Origin of the sequence: Mariprofundus ferrooxydans PV-1 (assembly GCF_000153765.1) — a bacterium.
Lineage (GTDB): Bacteria > Pseudomonadota > Zetaproteobacteria > Mariprofundales > Mariprofundaceae > Mariprofundus > Mariprofundus ferrooxydans.
Genome location: NZ_DS022294.1, coordinates 1,228,049 through 1,254,419, shown reverse-complemented (window position 1 = coordinate 1,254,419; position 26,371 = coordinate 1,228,049). Strand labels below are relative to the sequence as shown.

Annotated in this window: 26 protein-coding genes; 10 read left to right on the top strand and 16 right to left on the bottom strand. The window is 55.7% G+C overall.

All coding sequences use genetic code 11. The features are described from left to right. Positions 1-62: 62 nt before the first annotated feature. From dcd to SPV1_RS05710, 4 genes are all read right to left on the bottom strand, one after another. On the bottom strand, positions 63-632 hold the full coding sequence (gene dcd, locus SPV1_RS05725; protein WP_009850188.1) for a dCTP deaminase: 570 nt from the start codon (positions 630-632) through the stop codon (positions 63-65). A 67-nt stretch (positions 633-699) separates the two neighbouring features. Next, the gene (locus SPV1_RS05720) at positions 700-1,518 is read right to left on the bottom strand and encodes a sulfite exporter TauE/SafE family protein (RefSeq protein ID WP_009850187.1); all 819 of its coding nucleotides are present in this window, start codon (positions 1,516-1,518) and stop codon (positions 700-702) included. Between the two features lie 45 nt (positions 1,519-1,563). Then, the gene (locus SPV1_RS05715; protein WP_009850186.1) at positions 1,564-1,803 is read right to left on the bottom strand and encodes a hypothetical protein; all 240 of its coding nucleotides are present in this window, start codon (positions 1,801-1,803) and stop codon (positions 1,564-1,566) included. Positions 1,804-2,046: 243 nt separating this feature from the next. Beyond that, the gene (locus SPV1_RS05710; protein ID WP_009850184.1) at positions 2,047-3,894 is read right to left on the bottom strand and encodes a sensor domain-containing diguanylate cyclase; all 1,848 of its coding nucleotides are present in this window, start codon (positions 3,892-3,894) and stop codon (positions 2,047-2,049) included. Positions 3,895-4,385: 491 nt separating this feature from the next. Here SPV1_RS05710 and SPV1_RS05705 point away from each other — a divergent pair, with 491 nt between their 5' ends. Both SPV1_RS05705 and SPV1_RS05700 read left to right on the top strand, forming a co-directional pair. Next, the gene (locus SPV1_RS05705) at positions 4,386-5,285 is read left to right on the top strand and encodes a diguanylate cyclase (RefSeq protein WP_018293814.1); all 900 of its coding nucleotides are present in this window, start codon (positions 4,386-4,388) and stop codon (positions 5,283-5,285) included. Positions 5,286-5,475: 190 nt separating this feature from the next. Further along, entirely contained in the window at positions 5,476-5,949 is a 474-nt protein-coding gene (locus tag SPV1_RS05700) for a GNAT family N-acetyltransferase (RefSeq protein WP_009850182.1), read from the top strand. 21 nt (positions 5,950-5,970) lie between these two features. Here the strand turns inward: SPV1_RS05700 and SPV1_RS05695 are convergent, their stop codons facing one another. The 7 genes from SPV1_RS05695 to SPV1_RS05665 form a co-directional block, all read right to left on the bottom strand. Further along, positions 5,971-7,158 carry an EAL domain-containing protein gene (locus SPV1_RS05695; protein ID WP_040881520.1) on the bottom strand — a complete coding sequence of 396 codons (1,188 nt, stop codon included), beginning with the start codon at positions 7,156-7,158 and terminating at the stop codon, positions 5,971-5,973. A 322-nt stretch (positions 7,159-7,480) separates the two neighbouring features. After that, entirely contained in the window at positions 7,481-8,569 is a 1,089-nt protein-coding gene (locus SPV1_RS05690) for a bifunctional folylpolyglutamate synthase/dihydrofolate synthase (RefSeq protein ID WP_009850180.1), read from the bottom strand. A gap of 45 nt (positions 8,570-8,614) precedes the next feature. Further along, positions 8,615-9,484, bottom strand: coding sequence for an acetyl-CoA carboxylase, carboxyltransferase subunit beta (accD, locus tag SPV1_RS05685; RefSeq protein WP_009850179.1), 870 nt, complete (start codon positions 9,482-9,484; stop codon positions 8,615-8,617). 73 nt (positions 9,485-9,557) lie between these two features. After that, entirely contained in the window at positions 9,558-10,343 is a 786-nt protein-coding gene (locus tag SPV1_RS05680) for a 3',5'-cyclic-nucleotide phosphodiesterase (protein ID WP_009850178.1), read from the bottom strand. Further along, a complete protein-coding gene (trpA, locus tag SPV1_RS05675; protein ID WP_009850177.1) occupies positions 10,340-11,149 on the bottom strand; it encodes a tryptophan synthase subunit alpha in 810 nt (269 codons plus the stop codon). The genes SPV1_RS05680 and trpA overlap by 4 nt, the downstream gene beginning before the upstream one ends. After that, positions 11,146-12,399: a tryptophan synthase subunit beta gene (gene trpB / locus SPV1_RS05670; protein WP_009850176.1), complete on the bottom strand. Its 1,254-nt coding sequence runs from the start codon at positions 12,397-12,399 to the stop codon at positions 11,146-11,148. The genes trpA and trpB overlap by 4 nt, the downstream gene beginning before the upstream one ends. A 15-nt stretch (positions 12,400-12,414) precedes the next feature. Next, positions 12,415-13,056 (bottom strand): phosphoribosylanthranilate isomerase, encoded by a 642-nt coding sequence (locus SPV1_RS05665; protein ID WP_009850175.1) that lies wholly within the window; start codon positions 13,054-13,056, stop codon positions 12,415-12,417. Between the two features lie 114 nt (positions 13,057-13,170). On the opposite strand from SPV1_RS05665, the gene SPV1_RS05660 reads away from it, so the two are divergent. From SPV1_RS05660 to SPV1_RS05645, 4 genes are all read left to right on the top strand, one after another. Beyond that, positions 13,171-14,331: an acetylornithine transaminase gene (locus tag SPV1_RS05660; protein WP_009850174.1), complete on the top strand. Its 1,161-nt coding sequence runs from the start codon at positions 13,171-13,173 to the stop codon at positions 14,329-14,331. Further along, on the top strand, positions 14,328-15,233 hold the full coding sequence (argF, locus tag SPV1_RS05655; protein ID WP_009850173.1) for an ornithine carbamoyltransferase: 906 nt from the start codon (positions 14,328-14,330) through the stop codon (positions 15,231-15,233). Before SPV1_RS05660 ends, argF begins: the two co-directional genes overlap by 4 nt. Before the next feature lie 24 nt (positions 15,234-15,257). Next, positions 15,258-15,590 carry a YnfA family protein gene (locus tag SPV1_RS05650; RefSeq protein ID WP_009850172.1) on the top strand — a complete coding sequence of 111 codons (333 nt, stop codon included), beginning with the start codon at positions 15,258-15,260 and terminating at the stop codon, positions 15,588-15,590. A 116-nt stretch (positions 15,591-15,706) separates the two neighbouring features. Beyond that, positions 15,707-16,234: a hypothetical protein gene (locus SPV1_RS05645; protein WP_040881517.1), complete on the top strand. Its 528-nt coding sequence runs from the start codon at positions 15,707-15,709 to the stop codon at positions 16,232-16,234. On the opposite strand, the gene SPV1_RS05640 is transcribed toward SPV1_RS05645, so the two are convergent. The 4 genes from SPV1_RS05640 to SPV1_RS05625 form a co-directional block, all read right to left on the bottom strand. Further along, entirely contained in the window at positions 16,190-16,603 is a 414-nt protein-coding gene (locus SPV1_RS05640) for an NUDIX domain-containing protein (RefSeq protein WP_081441968.1), read from the bottom strand. The two genes, SPV1_RS05645 and SPV1_RS05640, sit on opposite strands and share 45 nt — an antisense overlap. A 17-nt stretch (positions 16,604-16,620) precedes the next feature. Further along, entirely contained in the window at positions 16,621-17,844 is a 1,224-nt protein-coding gene (argJ, locus tag SPV1_RS05635; RefSeq protein WP_009850170.1) for a bifunctional glutamate N-acetyltransferase/amino-acid acetyltransferase ArgJ, read from the bottom strand. A 28-nt stretch (positions 17,845-17,872) separates the two neighbouring features. Beyond that, positions 17,873-20,521, bottom strand: coding sequence for a preprotein translocase subunit SecA (gene secA, locus SPV1_RS05630; RefSeq protein ID WP_009850169.1), 2,649 nt, complete (start codon positions 20,519-20,521; stop codon positions 17,873-17,875). Positions 20,522-20,620: 99 nt separating this feature from the next. Further along, entirely contained in the window at positions 20,621-21,925 is a 1,305-nt protein-coding gene (locus SPV1_RS05625) for a cyclic nucleotide-binding domain-containing protein (protein ID WP_009850168.1), read from the bottom strand. Positions 21,926-22,142: 217 nt separating this feature from the next. On the opposite strand from SPV1_RS05625, the gene SPV1_RS05620 reads away from it, so the two are divergent. Continuing rightward, the gene (locus SPV1_RS05620) at positions 22,143-22,523 is read left to right on the top strand and encodes an RT0821/Lpp0805 family surface protein (protein WP_009850167.1); all 381 of its coding nucleotides are present in this window, start codon (positions 22,143-22,145) and stop codon (positions 22,521-22,523) included. Here SPV1_RS05620 and SPV1_RS05615 read toward each other — a convergent pair. Continuing rightward, complete coding sequence (locus SPV1_RS05615) at positions 22,513-23,664, bottom strand: aminotransferase class I/II-fold pyridoxal phosphate-dependent enzyme (RefSeq protein ID WP_231288294.1); 1,152 nt, start codon at positions 23,662-23,664, stop codon at positions 22,513-22,515. The two genes, SPV1_RS05620 and SPV1_RS05615, sit on opposite strands and share 11 nt — an antisense overlap. 64 nt (positions 23,665-23,728) lie before the next feature. Here SPV1_RS05615 and SPV1_RS05610 point away from each other — a divergent pair, with 64 nt between their 5' ends. The 3 genes from SPV1_RS05610 to SPV1_RS05600 all read left to right on the top strand — a co-directional run bounded on the left by SPV1_RS05610 (position 23,729) and on the right by SPV1_RS05600 (position 26,295). Next, the gene (locus SPV1_RS05610; protein WP_009850165.1) at positions 23,729-24,910 is read left to right on the top strand and encodes a protoporphyrinogen/coproporphyrinogen oxidase; all 1,182 of its coding nucleotides are present in this window, start codon (positions 23,729-23,731) and stop codon (positions 24,908-24,910) included. A 27-nt stretch (positions 24,911-24,937) separates the two neighbouring features. After that, positions 24,938-25,129, top strand: coding sequence for a hypothetical protein (locus tag SPV1_RS05605; protein ID WP_009850164.1), 192 nt, complete (start codon positions 24,938-24,940; stop codon positions 25,127-25,129). A gap of 269 nt (positions 25,130-25,398) precedes the next feature. Beyond that, the gene (locus SPV1_RS05600; RefSeq protein ID WP_009850163.1) at positions 25,399-26,295 is read left to right on the top strand and encodes a pseudouridine synthase; all 897 of its coding nucleotides are present in this window, start codon (positions 25,399-25,401) and stop codon (positions 26,293-26,295) included. Positions 26,296-26,371: the final 76 nt, after the last annotated feature.

The window sequence follows — 26,371 nt, the reverse complement described above, 5'->3', positions numbered from 1 at the left end:
AGGAGATCAGCGGTTTATCTGCCGCAGCCAGAATCTCGGATAATTTCATATCGCTCGCGTCCTTACAGCTTCGGCACCGTCACGCCGGTTTGCCCCTGATATTTACCCGCTTTATCTCTGTAGGAGGTTTCGCACTCCTCGTCAGATTCCAGAAACAGGAACTGGGCCACGCCCTCTCCGGCGTAGATCTTGGCAGGCAGCGGTGTGGTATTGGAGAACTCCAGCGTGACATGCCCCTCCCACTCCGGCTCCAGCGGCGTGACATTAACGATAATACCGCAACGGGCATAGGTCGATTTGCCGAGGCAGATGGTCAGCACCTGACGCGGAATACGCATGTACTCCACCGTCCGGGCCAGTGCGAATGAGTTGGGCGGAATAATGCAGACGTCCGACTGGATATCGACAAAGGAGCTGGGACAGAAATTCTTCGGGTCGACAATCGCCGAATTGATATTGGTAAATACCTTGAACTCGTCGGCACAGCGGACATCGTAACCGTAAGAGGAGAGTCCGTAGGAGACGATACCTGTACCGTCCTCCTTCTTTTTGACCTGCCCGTCTACAAACGGCTCGATCATGCCTTGTTCACGCGCCATGCGGCGAATCCATTTATCCGATTTGATGGACATTTCCCCTCCATTGCCAGTAAAGCGGCAGCATAGCGCGCCCTCCTAAAAATACCAGAAACAGGCCGATTCAGGCCGGAGTATGCATCCGGGCGATGAGTGCGGCGATCAGCAGTGAGCATGCCAGCAGTATAAATACCGATTTGAGCAGAATGCGCAAACTCTCTTCGCCCATATCCGCATGCAGACGAGCCGACCAGCCACTACAAAAGGGCAGCACCAGTGCAATACCCAGCCAGACACCCGCAAGGCTGGATCCATGTTTCGACAGCAGTGCTTGCCAATCGGATTCGACCAGCAGATTCGTCAATACGGCGGTAGCAGCCATAACAAATCCGCAAGCTGCGGATGTTCCCACAGCAAAGCGCAATGGCGCGTGTCTCCGCAACAGCGGCACCAGCATGGTGCCGCCGCCGATTCCCAATGCTCCGGAGATATAACCGATCGGCCCTGAAATCAGCGCCGGTGAAGGGCCATGTTGTGGACCTGCAGGTATCTGCCGGCCATAATCCCGTGCAACCCAGCCGTCGAGCGCTGCCAAGGCCAGCAGAATCGCCTCTTCCGGCAGTCGCAACGTACTCCACAAGCCAAGCCCCGCCCCGATCATCAACCCCGGCAGCAATGAGATGAGCATCCTTTTATCCACATGCCCCAGACGCCAGTGCGCACGGGCGGAAAAAAAACCGGTCATCACAATCGCCGCCAAACTGGCAAAGATATACAGGGCCATGCCGCCTCCCTCTGCAGGCAGGCAGGCATAAAACAACGGCACATAAATCAGCCCGCCGCCGACACCGGCAAGCCCTGCCAGCGTGCCGGCCAACGCCCCTGCGCAGAGACCGAGCAGCAGGCCATAGACGAACAACTCCGGTTCAAATCCACTGATCAACAGGCAGCCTCCGCTGTCGTTATACGCTGCACAGCCAGTACAGCGTTACGGCTTACCGTGCTTGAGAAGCAGATAACGCTGATACTCTTCCAGCTCCATATAACCCTGAATATATAACTGCTGATCGGCCAGCATCGTGGTATCGCAAATATCGTTACAGGCGTTATGTGCGTCGGCAATAGCCTGACGTTGACGGATCAACTCGGGATCGAGCGTTGTACCACGCTCCATCGCTGCATCGAACCATGTCTGTGCACTATCATATGTTGTATCTATCGAGCTCATTGCCTCATGCTATCGCTGTGCGAGAAAATGAAAACGCTTTGCCACATCGCACAAAAACGGGCTGCTAACGCCCGGCAATCAAATCTTCACACACACCGAGTTCCCGATCATCAATGCTACTGCTGTTTAGAAAACTCACGCCATCCGGGCATATATCGAAATGCATTCAATTCCCGTCGCTCAGAAAGCCTCACCTGTATACAACATCCTGCCTCTCTCCCAGACATATGCTTGCAACATGACTCAACTCTCATCTTTTTTGCATACCTGATTACGCCCGGCGTTTTTAGCCGCATACAAGGCATCATCCGCACGTTTGAGCAGGTCATCTACCTGCCTGCCCGCCGCCACAAGAGAGGTTACGCCGATTGAGACCGTAAAGTGAACGAATGTAGATTGCTGCTCCAATAGCACCGGCGCACCGGCAATGGCCAGCCGCAGACGCTCAGCCACTTCCATCGCACGGTCACCCCGTGTTTCCGGCAACATAATGGCAAACTCTTCGCCACCGATACGCCCCGACAAGTCGATCTCGCGCAGGGTGTGCATGCAGACCTCGCTCAGCTTCTGCAGCACCCGATCCCCGATATGGTGTCCGTAGCTGTCGTTAAACAACTTGAAATGATCCACATCCAGCATCAGCAGAGAGAACTGGTTGCCATGACGTTTTGCGCGAGCCAGTTCAAGCTCCGCCAGTTCAAAGAAATAGCGCCGATTATTAAGTCCGGTCAGCACATCGGTACGTGCCTGGCTTTCCAGCTCCCGCTCCAGCTCCTTCCGATCAGTAATGTCGCGATCAATTCCGCGGTAGCCCCGGAACGTACCGTCGGCATCAACAACAGGAGCACCGCTGGTTTCCATGACAACTTCGTGCCCATCCTTGTGCAGATTAATATTGACCAGATCTTTCAGATGACTTCTTTCCGAGAGTGCCGTTCCAAAGATCTCGGCCACTCTTGCCGCTTCCGCCGCCGGCATCAGCTCCAGTGGTGATTTGCCGATCAGCTCTGCAGGCTCATAGCCCAACAGATCCCTGACATTGGGGCTGCAGTAAATATACCGACCCTGCTCATCGACCTCCCAGACCCAGTCAGACAGCGATTCGACCAGATTGCGAAACCTCCTCTCGCTTGCTATCACGGCTTGGACCGCCAACTTGCGCTCGGTAATGTCCTGCACGATGCCGATCATGCGCTGCACCACGCCCTCGCTGTCATGCCAGTGCCTGCCGCGAACCGTTATCCAGCGTAGCTCACCATCAGTACGACGTATCCGACACTCGCAATGCCAGTCAGTCTGCCTGGCGATGGCCTCATGAAAGAGGCGACTCACTTCGGAACGATCTTCGGGAAGGACATGTTCGAGAAACAACTTAAAGCTCCACTCCGATTCTTGCGATGTGTAACCAAAGATATGACCGAGCTCCAATGATGTGTTCGCGGTGTGATCAACCAGATCAAGCTCCCACACCCCCATCTGGCCGCATTGAATCGCCAGCAACAGCCGCTTCTCGTTTATTTGCCGCTCACTCTCCAACAATTTGCGCACGGAAATATCGCGTGCGATACAGAACAGATAAGGCCTGTCGGTTTTGACCTGCTTTGCGCTGACTTCCACAGGGAAGGTCGAGCCGTCCTTACGCCGATGTACGCTGTCGAAGCGCACGCCGCTCACCTGATTAAGCTCCTCTTCAATATGTTTCGCTGCCACTTCACTGAATTCCGGGTCAATGTCGAAAATATGCAGGGAAAGCAACTCTTCCCGGCTGTAGCCGAGCTCCCGGCACTCCGTTTCGTTTACGTCCAGAAAACGAAAGCTGACCGGATCAATCACTTCGATGGCATCGCTGGAGTTATCGAGCAGGGTGCGCAGCAACTTGAGTTCCTGCTCGGCTTGCCTGCGTGCATTCTCGGATGCTTCGAGGGCATCACGGTGTTCGGCAGCCTGGCGGGTGCAACGAGATTCAGCCCCGGCCAGCGCGCGTTGCGCGGCTTCCAGTCGATGCTGTAGCTTTTGCAATGGGTCGCTCATCGGCTCGCCCCTTTGTTTCAACGGCATCACATCAGATGCGAATGGCTTACTATAACGCATTTATTCTCCGTTTTGAATAACGGAGATAACGAACAGCTCCACACCTCTGTGCATATTTGGCAGGCGGCGAATGCATAAATAACAGCCACAAAGATCCTTGATGACCCCTGTTTGCACCAAAAAGTTCTGGCACCGCTATTGCTGAGTACATGATAAGCATCTTCAGTGATATCAGTGATCACGTCCGAAGGCGCCTTCCTACAGGCAAAGAGGAAGGCGCCTTTTTGCTTTTCTGCCTCTTCATTCACTGTCACGCACCAGAGTTTATGAGTCCGGCTCGGGCTCCCAACCCGGGTAAATCCGGCAACAATAGAATGGGATCACCGTTATCTGTTAACGAGCGCTGGCTTTCAGCCAATCATCAATAGCTAACTGTCGGAGGACGTGCCGTTGGCCAGGTAAACAGCTTGCCGCTGATTGCCACACAAGCATGGACATTTGCCTACCGAATAGCGTACATTTGAGTGCGCAAGGTGCAGGCCGGAGGAGTTATGCTGGATGTTGACCACAAGGAGCTGGACGGAATCCTGATCCAGATCGATCAGGCAATTGATAACCATGACCAGTGGTATGCCCAACTGGAGCGCACCCTGATCTGCAAGCTCCCCCCCGACCAGCGCGACCTGGAAAAGGATGCTTACAAACAGTGCCGTTTCGGGCAGTGGTATTACCAGTACTCCAGCCCTGCCCTGCGCAGCCACCCCACCTTCGCCTCCATCGAACATGAGCACCAGCTGTTGCACGAACGGGTTTCGGGATTGCTGCAGGTCTCCATGGCGGAGGCAAAGCCTATCGACGTACATGTCTTCGACGAGTTCGCCAACACCCTGCAGCGGATGCGCTTGCTGCTGTTTTCACTGAAACATGAAATTGAGGGCGACCTGAACAACCTCGACCCACTAACCGGAGCCTACAACCGCTTCGGCATGATGGCCTTCCTGCACGAACAGCAGGAACTGGTGGCGCGCGGCGTCAACAGCTGCTCGATCGCCATGCTGGACCTCGATTTCTTCAAGCAGGTAAACGATCAGTACGGCCACAAAATGGGAGATCATGTCCTGACAAGCATCGCCTCAACCCTGCTCAAGGGACTGCGCCCCTACGACAAGCTATTCCGCTACGGCGGCGAGGAGTTCGTCGCTGTATTCCCCAACACCGCCGTGGAATCGGCGCTGCTGGTTGCCGAGCGCGTGCGAAAGTATGTCGAGGACACGATCATAGAGATCGACAAGCTGCCTGTGCGCATAACTGTCTCGGTCGGCATCGCCGCCATTGATGCGAACACCAGCGTCGAAATCTCGGTCGAACAGGCAGATATCGCCATGTACACGGCCAAACAGAATGGCCGCAACCAGGTAAAGCTTTGGGAGAACTCGCTGACCCAAAAATGATTTCCGGGGCCAAGCTTTGCATTTAACATGTGATATTGCGTGCCCTTACCTCCTCAGCTTGCGGGCGTCATCTCGTTGAGGAGCGATACTTCACTGAGGGATAGCATCTGCCGCTCGCCTCGCTTATGATGCAGCTATCCAACTGATGCCTATCTCAGGAGCGACCGTGCCCAAAAATACGATCCGAAAAATGACTCGCAAACTGAAGATGAACGGTACGGTGGAGATCCGCACTGCCACGACTGCCGACCTGGCCGGCATGACCAGCCTGCTCGGTGAGCTGTTCACGATTGAGGTCGACTTCACACCCGATGTCCGCCGCCAGCGTCAGGGACTGGCGGAGCTGATGGCTAACGATGAAGCCACGCTGCTGGTTGCCGTGATCAAAAACGACATCGTCGGCATGTGCACCCTGCAACCACTGGTCTCCACCGCTGAAGGCGGCACGGTCGGCATGGTCGAAGACCTGGTGGTAAGAGAAGCATGGCGCGGTAGGGGTATAGGCGGCATCCTGCTTGATGCCATTGAAAAGGTTGCCCAGCAACAGCACATGACCCGCCTGCAACTGCTAACCGAGCTGGATAATGAGCCGGCCAGGCGCTTCTACGACAAGCACCTGTGGGAGAACACCCAATTAATCGCCATGCGTAAGAAGTTTAGCTGATCTTTGTTGGTCGCCTTCGAATCAGACGCTAAAGTCAACACAGAGGATACATACACCTCCCTGATGGATAAATCGCGATGATACTGTTCGGCATATATTGCCTGTAGCAAGCGAGATATAAGGCTCCGATATATAGCGATTGGTGCCCAGATATTTCAGATAGTAATAATACTCCTTGTAGGAGTGATCCGCCGCCTCATCTGAAGGCGAAAACAGCGGGTGAACCGTTTCAGAACGTGTCCTGCATACTGTTTTGCTGATCTGGATGCCCTGCTCGTTAAGCAGGTACACACAGTCAATATGGACGTGCGCCTGCATAATCCATCGCGCCACTACTTCGGCGCTCTCATTCGTGCTGTGTAGTCTGCTGATAATGTCGGCACTGATGCTGTTATACTGCAGATTCTCGCGTTGTACACGCTGAATACCGGCCGCTATGTGCTCATTGAGTTCAGGCAGCAAGTGCTCGAGCGCCTCCATGCACTCAAACAAGGGAAACTCACTCGGTTGTTTGGGTCTGGAAAAGTAATACCCCTGATATAACTGGATTCCCATTTCATAACAGACAAACAGCTCATCTCTGGTTTCAACACCTTCCGCCAGAGTAATTGCACCGATTTTATTCGAAAGGCTGACAATGGCCTGTACGATACTCTGTTTATAATAATCCGTTTGAATGTCCCGGATCAGAGCCTTGTCGATTTTGATGATATCCGGCTTTAACTGCACCACCCGATTCAAATTAGAGTGGCTCTCGCCAAAATCATCGAGCACAATCAGAAAGCCCGCCTGCCTGTGCCGGTTCACAAAATCGATCAGTTTGGCTGTGGACTCCACCTTCGATTCAACAATTTCCAGCGCCACCTGACTATTTGCAAGCCCGTTGATCTTTACCTGTTCGATAATCCAGCCGGCAACAGAGTCAGCATCATCCAGTGCAGAGACATCAATATTCAGAAACAGCAGTCTGTCCCGGCTACACTCACCCAGGTCGCGGAATTGCGACAGCGCAGCACTCCTGCATGAGCGGTCAAAGGAAAGCAGCATGTTGTGCTCAGCTGCCTCGGCAAACAACTCCAGCGGAGATACACCGTCAGTTGACCTGGTTAAAGATTCCAGACCAATAACAACCTGTTTTTTTATATCCAGAATAGGTTGGTACACCGGATACAGTGAATGGCTTAAAAATTGCTGTAAATCTGCATGCATGCTCACCTCAATCAATATCGCCCCCAGCCCGGATTCATTCAGAGAGCAATATTGAGGCCACCAAAAACAGCAGCAAAATCAACTAAAACTGGCACTTCAAATCCACGGCTGCTGAAATATAGTGCAAGCGTGCCTGACTTGCAGGCATTAATGGTATCAGCTATCCCGCATCTCTCCTAGAAATAAACGCCCTTCGGGCCGGTCTGACAGACAACTTTTCATCGGAGAAAAACGCCCCGCAGCAACGGCGCAACGCCTGAGCCTGTGGTGGCTGTCGAACAGGGTAGCATCCCTTATCTTGTTGACAGAAGCCCTCCAGAGCTCAGTCGGCATAGACTCTGAGTATAGCGGCAACGGTGATAAAAGAGCCGAGCACCAGAAATGAGCCGTGCGGATATTGCTCGATGGCCTGACGCAGTGCGCGGAGGGCTGTATCGGCCTCACCACGACTGTGGACGATCTCACGCGCATAAGGGGAAAGTAGCGCCAGCTCCTGCTCCAGAGAGCGATCCTCACGGGTAAACACAAGGATAGCATCAAAGGGATCGGCCAGCGCGCTTAAGCCGGGCAGCAGCGCCTCAATCGCATGCCTGTTATGCGCGGCATCCAGCCAGACGCGGGCGTCGCCGACCTGAACAAGCTGCAAACGACCGGACACATCGCAGGCGGCAATCGCCTCGCGCGCGATATCTATGTCCATCTCCGGCAGTATCTCCTGCAACTGCTCTGCTGCAGCATAAGCCAGCGATGCATTGATCTGTTGATGCACGCCTGCAACCGCCAGCTCTCGCCAGTGGAGGATATCACAGTATTTCACAAGTGGATTAAAGGCATTGAGCACAGCCACCACCGCCTCTGTTTGCGGGGCACTGATACTCCAACGACATCCTTGCATAACAAAAGCTTTTTCAGAGGCCACCGCCGCGACCGTCTCACCCAGCCACGCCTGATGATCCAGCCCTATCGGCGTGATCAGCGCCATATCGGCCGGGACGGCCGTGGTGGCATCGAGCCTTGCACCGACACCGGCCTCGAGAATCTCTACATCAACGCCGGCAGCAGCAAACAAATCCAGCGCCAGCGCCGTCGCGGTTTCAAAGTAGGAAGCTCCAGCATCGAGTGCTGCCGGCATCAGCCGCTGCATGGCGGCAAGCAACAGCGCATCGGACACCGGTTCACCCTGAATGCGGATGCGCTCATTAAAACGCAGGATATGCGGGGAGGTGTACAATCCGACCGTAAGCCCGGCTGATTGCAGTGCCGCAGCCAGCATAAAAGCGGTCGAGCCCTTGCCGTTGGTACCGGCAATACGGATACGCAGGCGCGGCCGGTGCTGGCGAATGCCGGAGAGCAGCGCCTGCATGCGCTCGTGTCCCGGCAGATAGTCCCGGTCGGCGGATGGCTGGCCCAACTGCTCCAGCCATGCCTCAATATATAGCGGCTTGTCGTTCAGGCGTCAGGCCGGCTGGCGGTACGGCCTGTCGCACAGATGATTTAACTGTGTTGCCAGATAATCGCGCAGTTCACGGCGATCCACCACGTCATCAATCAAGCCGTGCTCAAGCAGAAACTCCGAACGCTGAAAGCCTTCCGGCAGCTTCTGACCGACGGTCTCCTGAATCACGCGCGGCCCGGCAAAACCGATCAGCGCATTGGGCTCGGCAAGCACCACATCGCCCAGCCAGGCAACCGAGGCTGAAACGCCGCCCATGGTCGGGTCGGTGAGCAGGCAGATAAAGGGCAGTTTTGCATCATTGAGCTGATTGACCGTGGAGGATGTTTTAGCCATCTGCATCAGCGCCAGCACCCCCTCCTGCATGCGTGCGCCGCCGGATGCTGTGACCAGCAGATAGGGGCACCCCCGCTCCAGCGCATGTTCCATGCCGCGCACAATCTTCTCGCCGGCCACCGACCCCATGCTGCCGCCCATATAAGCGAATTCAAAGATCGAAGCAGAAATTGTGCGCCCCTGGATATCACCAATGTAGTTACGCACCGAATCTTCAGGGCCCGCTTTTTTGGCGGCATCCTTGGTGCGATCCTTATAGCGCTTCTGATCCTTGAACGAGAGCGGATCTTCCGAGCGCAGCGCGGCGTCCTGTTCCTCAAAACTGCCCTCATCAAATAACAGCCCGGCACGCTGGCCGGCGTTCATGCGCAGATGATAATTACACTTGCCGCACACCATGCTGCTGCGCAGCAGGTCTTTATTGAACAGCGCAACCGAGCAGTTCGGGCACTTCACCCACAGCCCTTCCGGCGATCCGGAATCACTGGGCTTGAGTATATTTTTTGGCGCTTCTATCAGGCGCGTGAACCAGCTCATGGCAGGCCTCCGGCAATATTGAATAAGGGTCGTATCGTCCCTGCACATCGATGACTGCTTGCGCTGCCACCCCTCAAATCAGTAACTCATCCACCTGCGTCAGCATGCGCAAATGCGTCACGTTCAGCATCTCCACTTCCGCAGTCATAACATTCAGCGTTTCCGGCTTCATATGATACAGGTAGACCGGAACCTTACCAAGTAACGCGAATTTTTGCAGGTCCCGCATCATTCCCTGCGGCGTCATATGCCCGCTGATATCAGCCAGATGCTGATAGGCATTGGGAAATGAGCAGTCCAGTATCACCGCTTTCAGGTTCGGTTGGGCGTTGGCAATCTCCCAGAGCCGATCGGTATTGCCGGTATCGGCGCTGTAAATCAGCTGACTGATGCCATCATCGACCAGAAAACCGGTGCATGGCACCGGATGGTTGACCCGGATCGCCGTAATCGTGATGTCGTCAACAACAAAGGGCTGCTCCGGCTCAATATCAACCAGCTTCAGAATGGCATCATCTTTAGCCGGGATACGGGTAAAATCCGGCCATATCTTTTCGTTGAAAAAATGCTGCTGCAGTATCTGGTTATTCTCCGCCAGCGAGTGAATCCGGATCGTGCGATTCTCAATGCTGCCGCCCATCCGCTTTAATGCACGATTATCGGCCAGAAAGGCAATATCCTTGATATGGTCCAGGTGTGTATGCGACAAACAGATATGGCGAATATCGTGCTGCTGTTCCAGCGACAATACCTCGGTGGGAGAACCTGCATCAAGCAAAATAGAGTCGTTAATCAGAAACGATGTCAGACGAAAGCCCAGCAGTTGCCCGCCGTAGCATCCGAGAACCTTCAGCCTCAAACCTGCTCCCCGCCCATCACTGCCCGCATCGCGGCTGCCGAAGCTGCCAGTGCCCCGGCCGCTTCATGCACATCACCGTCGCCTGCAATCTGATTGACGAAATGACTGCCCACCACGACACCATCGGCAAAGCTTGCAACCGCACTGGCCTGCTCCGGTGTTTTAATACCAAAACCGACACAGATCGGCAGATCGGTCATCGTCTTAATGTGCGCTACACTGCTACGGATATCGGCAACCTCCCCCATGTCCGCGCCGGTAATGCCGGTCAGGGAGACATAATAGATAAAGCCGCTGCCCTCGGCACAAGCCAGACGAATGCGCTCATCCGGTGATGTCGGCGACAACAGCAGAATACGATCAAGGCCGTGCGCCCTGAATGCATCATCGCAGATTGCACCCTCTTCCGGCGGTATATCGACAATCAATACCCCGTCAGCACCGACTGCAGCCGCCCGCTCCGAAAACAGATCAAAGCCCATGGCATAAGGCACATTCGCATACCCCATCAGGACAATCCCTATATCGGGATTGGCCTCACGTACGGCGCGGGTCAGCTCGAAAACATCGTTGATATGCGTCCCTGCAGCCAGAGCACGCACACTCGCCGCTTCAATCACCGGCCCATCCGCCATCGGATCGGAAAACGGCATGCCGATTTCGATAATGTCGCAATGCGCCGCCAGCGCCAGCAACAACTCCCGACTCTCTGCCGGATTCGGATCGCCGGCCGTCAGATAACCCACCAGCGCCGATCTGCCCTGCGCCCTGCAGCGCTCAAATACCTGCCCGAGACGTGCGCTCATCGTGCATCCTCCAGCCAGCCCAGATGCTTGAATACATTGTCCATATCCTTGTCACCGCGTCCCGACAGATTGATAATCATGATCTGATCCGGGCGCATGCCTGCGGCTATACGGCAACCGGCAGCCAGCGCGTGGCTGGACTCCAGCGCCGGGATAATCCCTTCGCAGCGCGTCAGCTGCTGCAGCGCAGCCAGTGCATCATCGTCCGTCGTCGCTTCCAGTTCCAGACGCCCCTCTTCCAGCATCAATGCCAGCTCAGGACCGACTCCCGGATAGTCGAGACCGGCTGAAATACTGTGCGTGGGCAACACCTGCCCCTCATCATCTTCCAGCAGGAAGGTCAGGTTGCCGTGCAGAATACCGGCTTTCCCGGCCGCCAGTGAGGCTGCATGCTTGCCACTGTTTAGTCCGTGACCGGCTGCTTCCACCGCCACCAGCCGTACATCCGCATCATCGCGGAAGGGGTGCAGCAGCCCCATCGCATTGGAGCCGCCGCCCACACAGGCAACAGCCACATCAGGCAGACGTCCTGCCTGCTCGAGAATCTGTGCGCGCGCCTCCTGTCCGATGACTGTATGAAACTGACGCACCAGCAGCGGATAGGGGTGCGGGCCGGCCGCAGTACCGAAGATATAGAAGGTGTTTTCACAGCTCGCCACCCAATTGCGCAACGCCTCATTAACCGCATCTTTCAGCGTAGCCGTGCCCGAATCGACGGGAATTACATTTGCGCCGAGCAGGCGCATGCGCAGTACATTGGGCATCTGCCGCGCCATGTCCTCACGACCCATATAAATATCGCACTGCATACCGAACATCGCTGCCACTGTAGCCGTAGCTACGCCGTGCTGACCGGCGCCTGTTTCGGCGATCACGCGTTTCTTGCCCATGCGTCTGGCCAGCAGGCCCTGGCCGATCGTGTTATTGATTTTATGCGCACCGGTATGATTCAGATCCTCGCGCTTGAGATAGATCTGCGCTCCGCCTGTCAGCTTCGTCAACCGCTCGGCATGATAGAGCGGCGTGGCACGACCGACGTAGTTCTTCAATAGATCCAGACGCTCCCGGTGAAATTCCGGGTCGGCCCAGGCGGCATAGAATGCCTCCTCGATCTCCTTCAGCGGCTGCATCAGGGTCTCGGCGGCAAAGCGACCTCCGAAACGTCCGAAATGGCCACCCGCATCGGGGGCGTGGGTAATATCAAAATGATAAAGCGGGTGCTCCGGGCTGGCCTCGGGTAAACGGCTCACACTAACTCCTTGATCTTACTTGCTACAGCCGTTCACAGCTGCAATAAATGTACGCATCTTACCGGCATCCTTGATCCCCGGCGAAACTTCAACGCCGGAGGATACATCCAGCGCAAACCATTGGCGAACAGCCAGTGCATCCTGCACATTCTCCGCATTCAGTCCGCCGGCCAGAGAAATCGGATAGTCATGCCTGTAGTCTCTGAGCAGCGACCAGTCAAAACGGGTCCCCGTACCGCCATAGACACCGGGTGGCGCCTTGGCATCGAGCAGGATCGGGCAGTTGTAACGACTTGCCCGCTTCAGGTCTTCGGCGGAACTGACAGCCACTGCCTTCAACACCCGCCGCGACTGCGCCTGACAAAACTCCGGCGTCTCATCACCATGCAACTGAATCACACCCACCGGGCAACTGGAGAGAACCGTATCAACTTCATCCTGTGACGGATTCACAAACAGGCCGACAGCCGAAACAAACGGCGGTAACTGGCGCAGAATCGCAGCAGCTTTCTGCGGATCGATATAACGCGGTGAGCGCTTATAGAATACAAAGCCGAGGGCATCCACGCCGAGATGCGATGCTTCCAGTGCATCTTCCAGACGGGTAATGCCGCATACCTTGATACGGGTACGTGTGGCTGATTCCATAACGCTCATGCCAGTACACTAGAAGCCTGTCGTTACGATGACAAATTCTGCCCGTCATCACTGCCCCTGATTGCCTCCGCCGCCACGAATTGCCTAAACCCGACAAATTCCTAGTATGCCCTCATGAACGCAGTCATGAATACCTATGCCAGATTCCCGTTAACGCTCGTGCGCGGCGCAGGCACACGCGTCTGGGACGATGCCGGCAATGCATACCTGGATTTTATTTCCGGCATTGCCGTCAACACGCTCGGCCATGCCCATCCGAAACTGACCGCTGCGCTGTCTGCACAAGCCGGCACGATGTTGCATTGCTCCAATCTGTTTCATATTCCCACCCAGCAGCAGCTGGCTGCGCGGCTGACACAGCTCTCCGGCCTGGAACGCGCCTTTTTCTGCAATTCCGGTGCTGAAGCCAATGAGGCCGCCATAAAGCTGGCACGCAAGTATTTTTACGACCAGGGTTCCACTCGTCGTACGATTATTACCGCCCATCAATCATTTCACGGGCGCACTCTGCTGACTCTGACCGCTACCGGTCAGGAGAAGGTAAAAACAGGCTTTGACCCGCTACCGCCGGGATTCATACATGTGCCGCTCAATGACATCGAAGCCCTGAAACAGTCGGTGAACGAGCATACGGCGGCCATTCTGCTGGAGCCGTTACAGGGCGAAGGCGGTGTCAACCTTGCCGATGCGGAATATCTGCAGGCCGTACGCAGACTCTGCGATGAACACGGACTGCTGCTGTTGCTTGATGAGGTACAAACCGGCATTGGTCGCTGCGGTACGATGTTCGCCTTTGAACAGGCGGGTATCGTTCCTGATATCCTGACACTGGCCAAGGGACTTGGCGGCGGTGTACCGATCGGCGCGATGCTGGCCAGAGAGGGTGTGGCCACCTCATTCGGACCGGGCTCGCACGGTTCCACCTTCGGCGGCAATCCGCTCTCCTGCACGGCAGCACTGACCGTGCTTGATGAAATTGAAACTACCGCCCTGCTGGACAATGTGCGGGCGCGCAGCGCACAGCTGCGCTCGGGCCTGACCGCCATGGCCGCTCGTTTCCCGGGCATGGGTGATATTCGCGGCCAGGGGCTGCTAATCGGCGCTTCACTGAATGTGGATGTTGCCCCGCTGATTGCCGCAGCACGCGCTGCAGGCCTGCTGGTTCTGGCTGCAGGGCCGCAGGTACTGCGTTTGTTGCCGCCATTGAATGTCAGCGAAGCAGAGGTGGATGAAGCGCTGCAAAAGCTGGCCACCGCTATGGAGAACACATTATGAAGCACTTCTTAACCCTGCTGGATATCACACCGGATGAAGCGCGCCATATCCTCAAGCGTGCAGAAAAGATGAAGCGCAAACTCAGGGAAGGCAAGGCGTTCCGGCCACTGGAAGGTAAAACACTGGCAATGATTTTCGACAAGGCCAGTACGCGCACTCGCGTCTCTTTCGAAGTGGGCATGTATCAGCTCGGCGGCCACGCCCTTTTCCTGCACTCGGCAACCACACAACTCGGCCGCGGTGAGCCCGTTGAGGATTCCGCCCGCGTCCTTTCCGGCATGGTTGATGGCGTGATGATCCGCACTTTCGCCCACGATACCATTCAGCGTTTTGCGGAGTACTCCTCGGTCCCTGTTATCAACGGACTGACCGATCTCACCCACCCCTGCCAAATCCTGACCGATGTATTCACCTATGAAGAGCAGCGCGGCTCTATTGAGGGGAAAACAGTGGCCTGGGTTGGCGACGGCAACAATATGGCCCACTCATGGATTAATGGCGCTGTCACTTTCGGTTATCAGTTACGTATCGCATGCCCGCCTGGCTACTGCCCGGATGACAAGACGCTGTCGGCGGCTCGCGCCCTGGGTGCCGATGTGACGCTGACAGATGATCCTCTGGAAGCGGTTGCCAATGCCGACCTGGTCACCACCGATGTATGGGCCTCCATGGGCCAGGAGGACGAGCAGGCAGAGCGCGTCAAGGCCTTTGCCGGATTTTGTGTCGATGCGCGGACCATGTCTTATGCCGGCCCCGATGCCCTGTTCATGCACTGCCTGCCGGCCCATCGCGGCGAGGAAGTCAGTGCGGATGTGATCGATGGCGCACAATCGGTTGTCTGGACAGAGGCGGAAAATCGCCTGCATGCACAGAAAGGGTTGCTTGAATTTTTGATGGCATAAACCGGTCAGACGCGTAGACAGGGCATGGATATACTCAAAACATTCAGCCTGTTTGTCGTCACGGCACTGACTGAGATCATCGGCTGTTATCTGCCATGGCTATGGCTAAAGCAGGGTAAACCCGTCTGGCTGCTGCTACCTGCGGCCGCTAGCCTGGCCGCCTTTGCCTGGCTATTGACGCTGCATCCATATGCGGCTGGTCGCACTTATGCCGCTTACGGCGGTGTTTATATCGGCGTAGCTCTGTTGTGGCTGTGGATGACTGATGCAATCCGTCCTACTTTGACTGACTGGGTGGGTGCGACGGTCTGCATGCTCGGTGCTGCGATCATCATACTCGGAGCGCGCCACGCATAAAACCGGAGCACATCCGCCCGGAGCGCTTTTTTATCCGGCGCTGCACCTTCGTTACAAAGAAACAAGGGAACCTACATGGTTGCCAGACTAAATATCTATGCAGGGCAGGAGAAAGCATGAAAACCGTTTGTTTTAACATCATGTCTCTGAGCAGAAAAAAACTGGAACTCAAAAGGTGTCCATCCTGCTACAGTGCCCTGACGACGCGTGAGGTGGATCATTCTGGGGCTTCCCGGATCTTTCATCAAACAGCCACCACTCCCGTGATTATAACCAGTCTCGCGGAGTGCCCGCAGTGCGGCTGGTGGGCGATCAGGGAACAACGGCTGGATGATGCATCATATTATCCGCCAACCGAGGATTTCATTATCACGGATGCTTCAATTAAAGAGGATGCAGTGGCTAACGAAGCTCCGTCACAAAAGCATTCTGTGACGTGGGAGAAGGTGCTGGCCGACAAAACGTATTGGGCGAATGCGGAGGCCATATCGTCAAGGGATGCCGTGCAACTCTTCGGCCCGGCTGAAATGCTCATGCCTAAAATAGGCCTCCCTTCCAGAGAGGTCGTGCTCGACAGGGTAAAATCGCTTGCGCCTATCTTATTCCCTATCCTGATCCTCATCCTGATTGCCATCTTTTACTGACACCCGGTACGCTCCGAGCATCCCCAGCAGTGCGCCGTTGGCTGCCGGCATGGGGTAATCAACCAACCTGTCTCTGGCTACCCATGCATGTTCTGATTCGCAATCAAGGCTCGTCAGGGATACACACAAACAGCCAAACAGCTGAAAATGCAACAAACGATCAGGATAGGTGAAGCTGTGTGTACCCAAGCTCTGCCAGGTCAAGCCGGTGAGCCCCGTCTCCTCCTGCAACTCACGCATGGCCGCAGCTTGCGGCGACTCGCCCTGCTCCACTTTACCGCCGGGAAATGACCACAGACCACCGCAATGCTGATCCGTGCTCCGCTTTAACAACAACACCTCGCCACTGCTGTTAAAAGCTGCGGCCAGCGCAATCGACCAGGACTTCAGGTGCGATACTCCGCATTGATGGTGATGTATTCGTGGGTCAGGTCGCCCGTCCAGACTGTGGCTGAGGCATCGCCCATGCCGACATCCAGCGTAATGGAAAATTCAGGTCTGGCAAATACGGCCATGCCATCTGCATCCCGGTAGTCCGGATGCAGGTTACCATCCCTGAACATCAACACATCGTCGGCCAGCAGCGTGATCGCGTTGGTATCGATAGCGACACCTGAATTGCCGACGGCCGAGAGAATACGACCCCAGTTGGCATCGGAGCCGGCAAATGCTGTTTTAACCAGCGGTGAAACGGCTACGGCACGGCCAATCGTACGAGCATCGGCTTCACTCGCTGCACCGGTGACTTCAATGGTGACGAATTTGGTGACGCCCTCACCATCACGCACAATCAACTGCGCCAGCTCAATACAGAGCTCTGTCAGCGCCTGTTCAAACAGCGACGTATCGGAAAGCGGTGCATGACCCAGCCCCAGGCCCGAGGCAAGCAGGTAGAGCGTGTCATTGGTCGAGGTATCGCCATCAACACTGATGCAGTTGAATGAACGGTCGGCGACACGCCGGAGCATGGCCTGCAGATCGTTTGCGGCAATCGGCGCATCGGTCGCAACAAAGCCGAGCATCGTAGCCATATTCGGGTGAATCATTCCGCTGCCCTTGGCGATGCCGGTCAGGGTATAGGTTTGCCCGTCGATACTGACCTCTGCCGAAGACCATTTGGCAAAGGTATCGGTGGTACGAATGGCATTGGCGGCGGCTTCCCACCCGTTCGCGTCCAGTGAGTCGGCCGCTTCATGCACACTCGCCTGAATCCGTTCGATCGGGAACGGCGTACCGATCACGCCGGTAGAGGCGGAAAGCACGGCAGTGGTGGAAACAGCTGCTGCTGCTGCGCCGGCTTCGATCAGCTGCCCGGCCCAGACCGACTCCATCTCGCCAAGTCCGGCATTGGCATTGCCTGCATTGGCAATAATGGCGCGAACATGTTCAGCATCGGTTGCCAGCGTTGCCTCAGCCTGCCGTACACAGGCCGCACGGAACCTGTTTTTGGTGAATACGCCTGCAGCATGGCAGGGAACCTCACCGACAATCAGCGTCAGGTCCTGACGCTTGCCCTTTAAGACCGGCGACTTTACGCCGCATGATGCGGTACCGACCCGAAAGCCGGGTACCGGCAGCGGTTTTTCCAGTTCAGGGGTGTTAACAGCCATACGACGTTTTCCTTGTGATTGGAATCAATCAGCGCTTGCCATGGCACTGCTTGTATTTCTTGCCTGAGCCGCACGGACATGGATCGTTGCGCCCCACCTTGGGCTCTTCACGCTTGTAGGTATGCGCAGCCTCGCTCTCCTGTTCCTCTTCCAGCCTGTGGCTGTATGTGACCGGTGCCGTCTCGACAACAGGCGGCTCTTCCATCGCAGGCAGTTCAACCTGAACCCGGTGCAGAGCCAGCATCGTCTCTTCGCGCACCTTATCCAGCATAGTTTCAAACAGTTCAAATGATTCGCGCTTGTACTCCTGAATCGGTTGCTTCTGGGCATAGCCGCGCAGGCCCACACTCTGGCGCAGGTGATCCATGGCCAGCAGGTGCTCCTTCCAGTGGTGATCGAGCACCTGCAGCAGCAGATATTTTTCAAAACCGTACATCTGCTCAACGCCGGTCATCGTCTCTTTCGCACTCATATGGGCTTTCATGGCATCGCTCAACTTCGCGATCATATCTTCCGATGTCTCCACCTCATCGAGCTCCAGCCAGCTATGTGGATCAATGACAATAGTCAGCTTCTCCTTCAGCTCTGCCGCCATCTCGTCGAGCTGCCACTCTTCCGTATGCCCTTCCAGGAATGGCGCACCGAAACGGGTCGCATATTCAAGCTGCATATCTTCAATAACGTCATGCACATCATCGGCTTCGAGCAATTCACGACGCTGCGAGTAGATCACATCACGCTGCTGATTCATCACGTCATCGTATTCCAGCAACTGCTTGCGGATATCGAAGTTGCGGCCTTCCACCTTCTTCTGCGAATTTTCAATCGCCTTGGTGACCCAGGGATGCTCAATCGCCTCACCCTTTTCAAAGCCCATTTTGGTCAGCATGGCCTGCATTTTTTCGCCGCCGAAAATACGCATCAGGTCATCTTCAAGAGAGAGATAAAAGCGGGTTACGCCCGGATCGCCCTGACGACCGGAACGACCGCGCAGCTGGTTATCGATACGGCGGGATTCATGGCGCTCGGTGCCGACAATATGCAGGCCGCCTGCATCAACGACCTCGACATGCTCAGCCCGGCAAGCCTCGCGAATTTCCTCGATCCTGCGCTCGCGCTCTTCGCCGGTGATTTTGGCGTCGATTGCGTCGATCAGCATATCCGGATTACCACCGAGCATGATGTCGGTGCCTCGACCGGCCATATTCGTGGCAATCGTAACTACGCCCTTGCGACCGGCCTGAGCCACGATTTCCGCTTCCCGCTCATGATGTTTGGCATTGAGTACTTCATGCGCGATGCCGCGCTTGGTGAGCAGCGTCGACAGGATCTCCGATTTATCGATTGAGGTTGTACCGACCAGAATCGGCGCGCCGGTCCGGTGTGTCACTTCGATATCGTCGATAATCGCAGCAAACTTGTCATCGGTATCACGATAAATCAGATCAGGCATATCCTTGCGGATCATATCCCTGTTGGTCGGCACAATGACCACTTCCAGCTTGTAAATCTTGTGGAACTCTTCGGCCTCGGTATCCGCGGTGCCGGTCATACCGGCCAGCGTATCGTACATACGGAAATAGTTCTGGAAGGTCACCGAAGCGAGCGTCTGGTTTTCCGGCTGCACGGTCACGCCTTCCTTGGCTTCCAGCGCCTGATGTTGTCCGTCGGAGTAACGACGGCCGGGCATCATGCGGCCGGTGAATTCGTCAATGATCACCACTTCATCATTACGCACGATGTAATCGACTTCACGGGTAAACAGCGTGTTGGCACGCAAACACTGGGTTGCGGCATGCATCTGATTGACGTTCTCAGGGTCGTACAACTGACCTTCATCCATCAGGCCCGCTTCACGGAAGAGCTCTTCAATATGCTCCATCCCGGCTTCGGTATAGGCAACGACCTTGTCTTTCTCATCCTTTTCGTAATCCGACTCATCCAGCCGCTTGATCAGCGCATCCACCTGATTATACAGCTCGGTGGCCTGCTCGGCAGGGCCGGAGATGATCAGCGGCGTGCGCGCCTCATCGATCAGGATCGAATCCACCTCATCCACAATGGCGAAGTTGTAACCGCGCTGGACCAGCTCTTCACGGGAAAAAGCCATATTGTCGCGCAGGTAATCAAAGCCGAATTCGTTATTGGTGCCGTAGGAGATATCGGCCGCATACGCCGCCCGCCGCTCTTCACTGGTTATGCCATGCACAATCACGCCGGTAGAGAGGCCGAGAAACCCGTACAGACGCCCCATCATCGCAGCATCGCGACGGGCCAGATAATCGTTCACCGTCACCACATGCGCGCCTTTTCCGGAGAGCGCATTGAGATAGACGGCCAGCGTGGCCGTCAGCGTTTTACCTTCGCCGGTCTTCATTTCGGCAATCTTGCCCTGATGCAGAATCACACCACCAATCATCTGCGCATCAAAATGGCGCATGCCGAGCACGCGTGATGATGCCTCACGCACCACCGCAAAGGCTTCCGGCAACAGATCATCCAGACTCGTACCATCCGCAATACGTTGCCGGAACTCGACGGTTTTTGCCGCCAGCGCTTCATCGCTGAGTTCCTTGATAGCGGGTTCAAAGGCATTAATCTGATCAACAATAGGCCAATACTGCTTGAGCAGACGCTCATTGCGGCTACCGAATAATCTGGTCAGAACTTTTAACATGATGGTGGTGCTCCCGAAATATGGTAATGCGCTGCAAGCTAGCATGCACAACCACTACGACCAAGCTACGCGACCGAAAGCAGGCTCAGGCACGCCTCATTAATCGCGCCAGATATCCTTGAGCAGCAACTCGCAGGTGTCATCACCCTCCGTCAAATTCAGCTGCCTGACGAATTCTCGGGCCTCGTTCACCTGTTTAATGCGGCGTTTATCCAACTCACTGTGCAGCAGATCGCTCTGCTCAAACAGCTGCCGATAGATTTCACCATCGAGCTTGAGCAGCCGACAGTCAGAAATAGCGCGGGCTGTAGCCGTACGTCTGCCCCGGGTGGAGATACTGATTTCACCGACGACCGTACCCGTACACATGGTCTTGAACTGCCGCTCCTCACCGTTCACATCCAGGTTCAGCCCTATAGCCCCGCTGCGTATCAGGTATAGATCGCATCCGATTTCGTTTTCCCGAAACAGCAACGCTCCCGCCTTGAGTGAGACCGCCTCCATTTTTTCAACCATCATTTTGCGCGTTTCCGCATCAAGCAGACGCAGAACCGGTGCAAGCGCCAGTTGTTTAACCAGAATATGTCTGCGATACAGGGCCTCAAGATGCGCACTGAACTCTTCGGATCTCTCCCGCAGCGTATCCAGCACACTGTAAGGCAGCTCAAGCACCTGGGTCTCTTCGGCTGCCGTAACCTCGGAGGCACAGCGGCCGCCGGTAAAATAGGGTACGGCACTGCATATCTCTCCACTACCCATGTGTCCCAGATGCGTCCGCTTGCCTGCAAGTGTCAGATAGCCATCAACCCGGCCGTGCACAATAATGAACAGTGAATGAGCCGCCTCGCCGGTACGGGTCAACATATCACCCTTGGCGAGATCACGGGAAACCATTGCATCCAGCGCCGTTTCGAAGGTGGCATCATCGAATGCTGCAAACATGTCATCGGTACGCAGCGAGAGCCTCGCCCGGTCGACCGGCAACAAAAACTCAAACAGACCACTGCCCGTCATCCCTCTCTCCTGACAGACATTGAACACCTTTCGCGGGCCATCATATTCATCAGGAGCCAGTTCCCGATACAGGCGCAACACGGCGATGGCCTGCGTGGTCTGGCACTGCTCCGCATAGCGCTCGGCAGTTTCCAGGTACCAGCGTGCAGCATCCCGGCGCTGGCCTGCCTCCTGATAACTGCGTGCTGCACGCAACGCCAACTGGGCATTGGATGATGACAACCGGGCCAGCACCGCATAACACAATGCAGCCTGATCATGTTTTCCGTCTGCCGCCGCTTCTCTGGCCTGATGAAACAGCTCGGCTGCCTCGCGTTTGCCTTCTGCACCTCTGCCCGTTTTTTTCTTGCTGGCATAGAGTTGGGCTTCACGCGCGTTCAATAATACCACATCATCCCCCCCTCAAAGGCGGATTAACCCGCGTACGAAAGTTACGACTATAGGCGAAGGCTTACGCCCTTTCAACCGTGCGAGCACAGGTACCTGCAGGTTATGTTCACGGCCTTACTCATACACAACTTGCGATTTATTTCCGCACACTATTATACTGGAGCGATACAAACGGCAGGAAAGGTATACTGCAAAACCTGTTTTCGGAGGCGTTGCGATGCACAAATATCTTGTCTATATGTTGTTCGGGTTATTCATGATTCCCGTTTCAGGCTGCCAGTCAGACAGACCGATGATAAGTGAAGGTAACCTCTCGAGCGTGCTAGCCGGCAGTGAGATCAACCGCTATATGGACACAACCGATGAGATGCAGGCGCAACTCGCACTGGAGTACAACCAGGACAGGCAGGCCCGAAAATGGCAAAACGACAATACAGGTGCCCGTTTCATCACTACGCCGACAAGCACCTACCGGAATGTATCCGGCCAGAACTGCAGAGCATTTCAGACCGAGATCTTCGTTGACAATAAAAAGGAGAGCGCCCGCGGCACAGCCTGTCGTCAGCCGGACGATGGAACCTGGAAGCTCATGCGCTGACCGGCTGCAGCCACTCCCGCAGCCGTGCAACACCCAGACGGATATCATCCATTCCGGTTGCATAGGAGAAGCGGACATGCCCGGCCGCCCTGTAGGTGCCGAAATCCTCACCCGGCGTGATAGCAACACCGACATTCTCAAGAATTTCCCAGCAAAATGATTTTGCATCATCGGTTATGCGTTCGACATTGGCATAGATATAAAAGGCCCCCTGTGGCTGCACCACGATATCAAAGCCAAGTTCGGGTAGTGCCTCCAGCAGGTAGCGACGGCGCTCATCATAAGCCAGGCGCATACGCTCACAATCATCTGTTGCACGCAATGCGGCAATCGCCGCGTATTGCGACAGGGTGGGAGCGGCAATGAATATATTCTGCATCACCCGACGACAGGCATCTATGAGCTCTTCCGGTACGATGACCCAGCCGATACGCCAGCCGGTCATGGCCCAGCGCTTGGAAAAACCGTTCACAACTATCGCATTGTCATCAAACTCAAGTGCGCAACGCGCTTTCAAACCGTAGGTCAGCCCGTGGTATATTTCATCTGAAATCAGATAACCGCCCAGACGGCGACATGTCGCAGCAACCTGTTGCAGCGCATCATCGCTTATCAGCGTGCCAGTCGGGTTGGAGGGGTTGATCACCACAGCCGCGCGCGTGCCGCTCTGCCAGTACTGCTCAATCAATCCGGGTGACAGGTGATAGAGGGTTTCCGGACCCACGGGCACACTGACCGGTTCGCCGCCAGCCAGCCGGATAAAATTGCGCTGACACGGATAACCCGGATCGGAGAGCAGCACCGATTCTCCGGCTTCAATCAGGGCGGCATAAATCAGGCTAAAGGCTCCGGATGTCCCCGGTGTAATCAGGATACGTTCGGGACTCACATCGACACCGTATTCTTCACGATACCAGCGGGCAATCGCCTGCTGCAGCGCCGGATTTCCGGTGGAAGGGGTATAAAAACTGTCGCCGCTATCAAGCGCCGCGTGAGCCGCATCAATCACCGAAGCGGGCGTGGAGAAATCCGGCTCGCCAATCTCCATATGCACAATCCTGCGCCCTGCTGCTTCCAGCTGCTTGGCTCGCTCCAGCAACTGCATCACCCGAAATGGTTCGATTCTGTCTATTCTTCGCATGCGCAGAGCTTAATCATAAGTCCATTGTTTGTCCTGAAGGGGATGCCTGGCATAGAGTACCGACATGGAAAACAGATATGATATGATCATCCTCGGAGCCGGCATTTCAGGACTGGCCATGGCGCACAGGGCCCAAGAGGCCGGCAAGCGGGTATTGGTACTGGAAAAAGAGGCACGAGCCGGCGGCTGCTTTCACTCGGAAACGGTGGCGGACAACACCTTCTGGCTGGAGATGGGCACACACACCTGCTTCAACTCCTACACTCGCCTGCTCACACTGATGGATAAGCTGAAACTGACCGATCAGATGCAGGGGCGCGAAAAACTGCGCTATCGCATGCTGGCCGGAGATAAACTCGTGGCAATTCCATCACTATTGCACTTTTTCGAGATTTTCACCCATATCTGGCGACTGTTTTCACAGAGTAAGGAGAACAGATCGGTCGGCGACTATTACCGCGCCATTTTCGGAGCAAAAAATTACCGCGACGTATTCAGCCATGCCTTCAATGCCGTCATCTGCCAGCCAGCCTCCGATGTGCCGGCCGACATGCTGTTTCGCAAACGTCCGCGCAACAAAAGTATCATGCGTAGCTACACCTTTCCCGGCGGGTTGAGCCGGATTATTGATGCCCTGGAAGCGCAACTGGAGATAAAAACAGGGCAGGATATCCGCAATATTCAGCGCACCGAAGCCGGCTATCAGATCGAAACGGCCGATACTCTGTTTCAGGCCGACACACTTGTATGCGCCACACCGGTGCTGGCTGCAGCACGCCTGCTCAAAACTGCGCACCCGGAGATCTCTGAGCAACTGAACTGGATGGGCGAAGTCGAGATTGAGTCGGTCGGCGTTGTGCTGGAGAAAGAGCGGCTGCCGCTGGAGCCGGTTGCGGGCATTATCGCCGTCGACGGTGATTTCTGGTCAGCGGTTTCACGCGATATTGTCGGCCACCCGCACCTGCGCGGACTCACCTTTCATTTCAAACCGGGGCTGCTGGATGAAGAAGCCAAATTACAGCGCATCTGCTCCGTGCTGGGAGTGGAGAAATCCTCACTGCTGCACCTGTTCCATAAAACAAACCGACTGCCTGCACCGGATATGGGCCATCATCAGCTGATCAACGCCGTGGACGGACTACTGGCGGAACAACCGCTGGCTCTGGTCGGTAACTATTTTGCCGGCGTAGCGGTCGAAGACTGTCTGGAGCGCGTGGAAAGCGAATTCGCCAGACTCGTAGCATAACTCTTCTGCTGCTAAATGTGACTATTCATGCCCGTCAAACAGGCAACAAGTCAAAATATCGACGGCATGTCTGACCCGGCATTGGTTCCAGCAGGCTGCCCGTTGCGACAAAAAAGTAAGGCTTTTAAAGCCGCAAGCAGAGCTGTTCCGGGCATTTCCACGATTTTGGCCCCGATTATGCTCACTGTTAAACAAGCGTTCGTTGCACTGGCGTTGTGACTTATGTGTCCGGGCCGATGAATACTGATCGGGAGCTTGTCTATCCGGGTTGTGTGCGTCCCTCACGGGATACCTGATACCAGGATGCGGCACCCACCTTTTTCGCAAGGGTTCAGTTCACATAGGTCGTAACGCCAGTGCAACAGACAAGTTTTCAACGAAAGGTCTGCCGGTCTCCCCCCTCCCTTCCGGCAGGCCTTTTGATTGCTCCGGCATACGGATATTATCCGAATGATTGTCACAGCCGCCGGGAGTTGCAGAATCCCCACATGCAACCAGCCCCCAGCACCTCGCTCACGCCCTCCCATATCACGCTGCCCAACCTGCCTGCCCCCTGGCCTACCCTGCTCGACTTTTTCGAACAGCGATTCCCGTTTATCGAGCGGGCGATATGGCAACACCGGCTTGAGGCCGGAAAAATCACGGATGAGCTCGGCAACATCATCACGACAGATACGTCTTTCAGGCCCCATGCACGCCTGCGCTATTTCCGCGAAGTTGCTTACGAACACCCGATCCCCTTCCGGGAGCAGATCCTGTTCCAAAACGATTCGATCCTCGTCGCAGACAAGCCGCACTTTTTACCCGTTACTCCGGGCGGCTCATATGTAAACGAGTGTCTGCTGCACCGGCTCAAGCGCAGCACCGGGCTGGAGCACCTCGTGCCGGCACACAGACTGGATCGCGAAACAGCCGGGCTCGTACTGTTTACCGTCGACAAAAAACAGCGACAACCGTGGTTCGACCTGTTCCGTCATGGCGCTATCAGCAAATCGTACGAGGCGATCGCTGCAACACCAGCCGAGAGCCAACAACGCGAATGGCTGGTTGAAAGTCGCATTGAGCGCGGCGAACCCTGGATTCGTTTTCGCAACACCGTCGGTGAAATCAATGCCCGATCACGCATACGCATTATCGAATCCAAGGGCTCGCTCTCCCGTTTCGAACTGCAACCGATTACCGGAAAGACCCATCAGCTGCGCCTGCACATGGGCCTGATCGGAGCCCATATCGTCGGAGACCGCTTCTATCCGGATTACCAGTCGCCGACAGACCCGCCAAGCTACGACAATCCGCTGCAACTGCTGGCCAAACGACTGGCTTTCACCGATCCGGTTTCCGGCCAGATGCATCAATTTGAAAGTCACCTGCAGTTGAACTGGTAAGCGACCTGGACGTGGCTCGACCTTCACACGTCAACACCTGCGGAGATCAAGACATCAATCCGGACAGTGTTGCTTG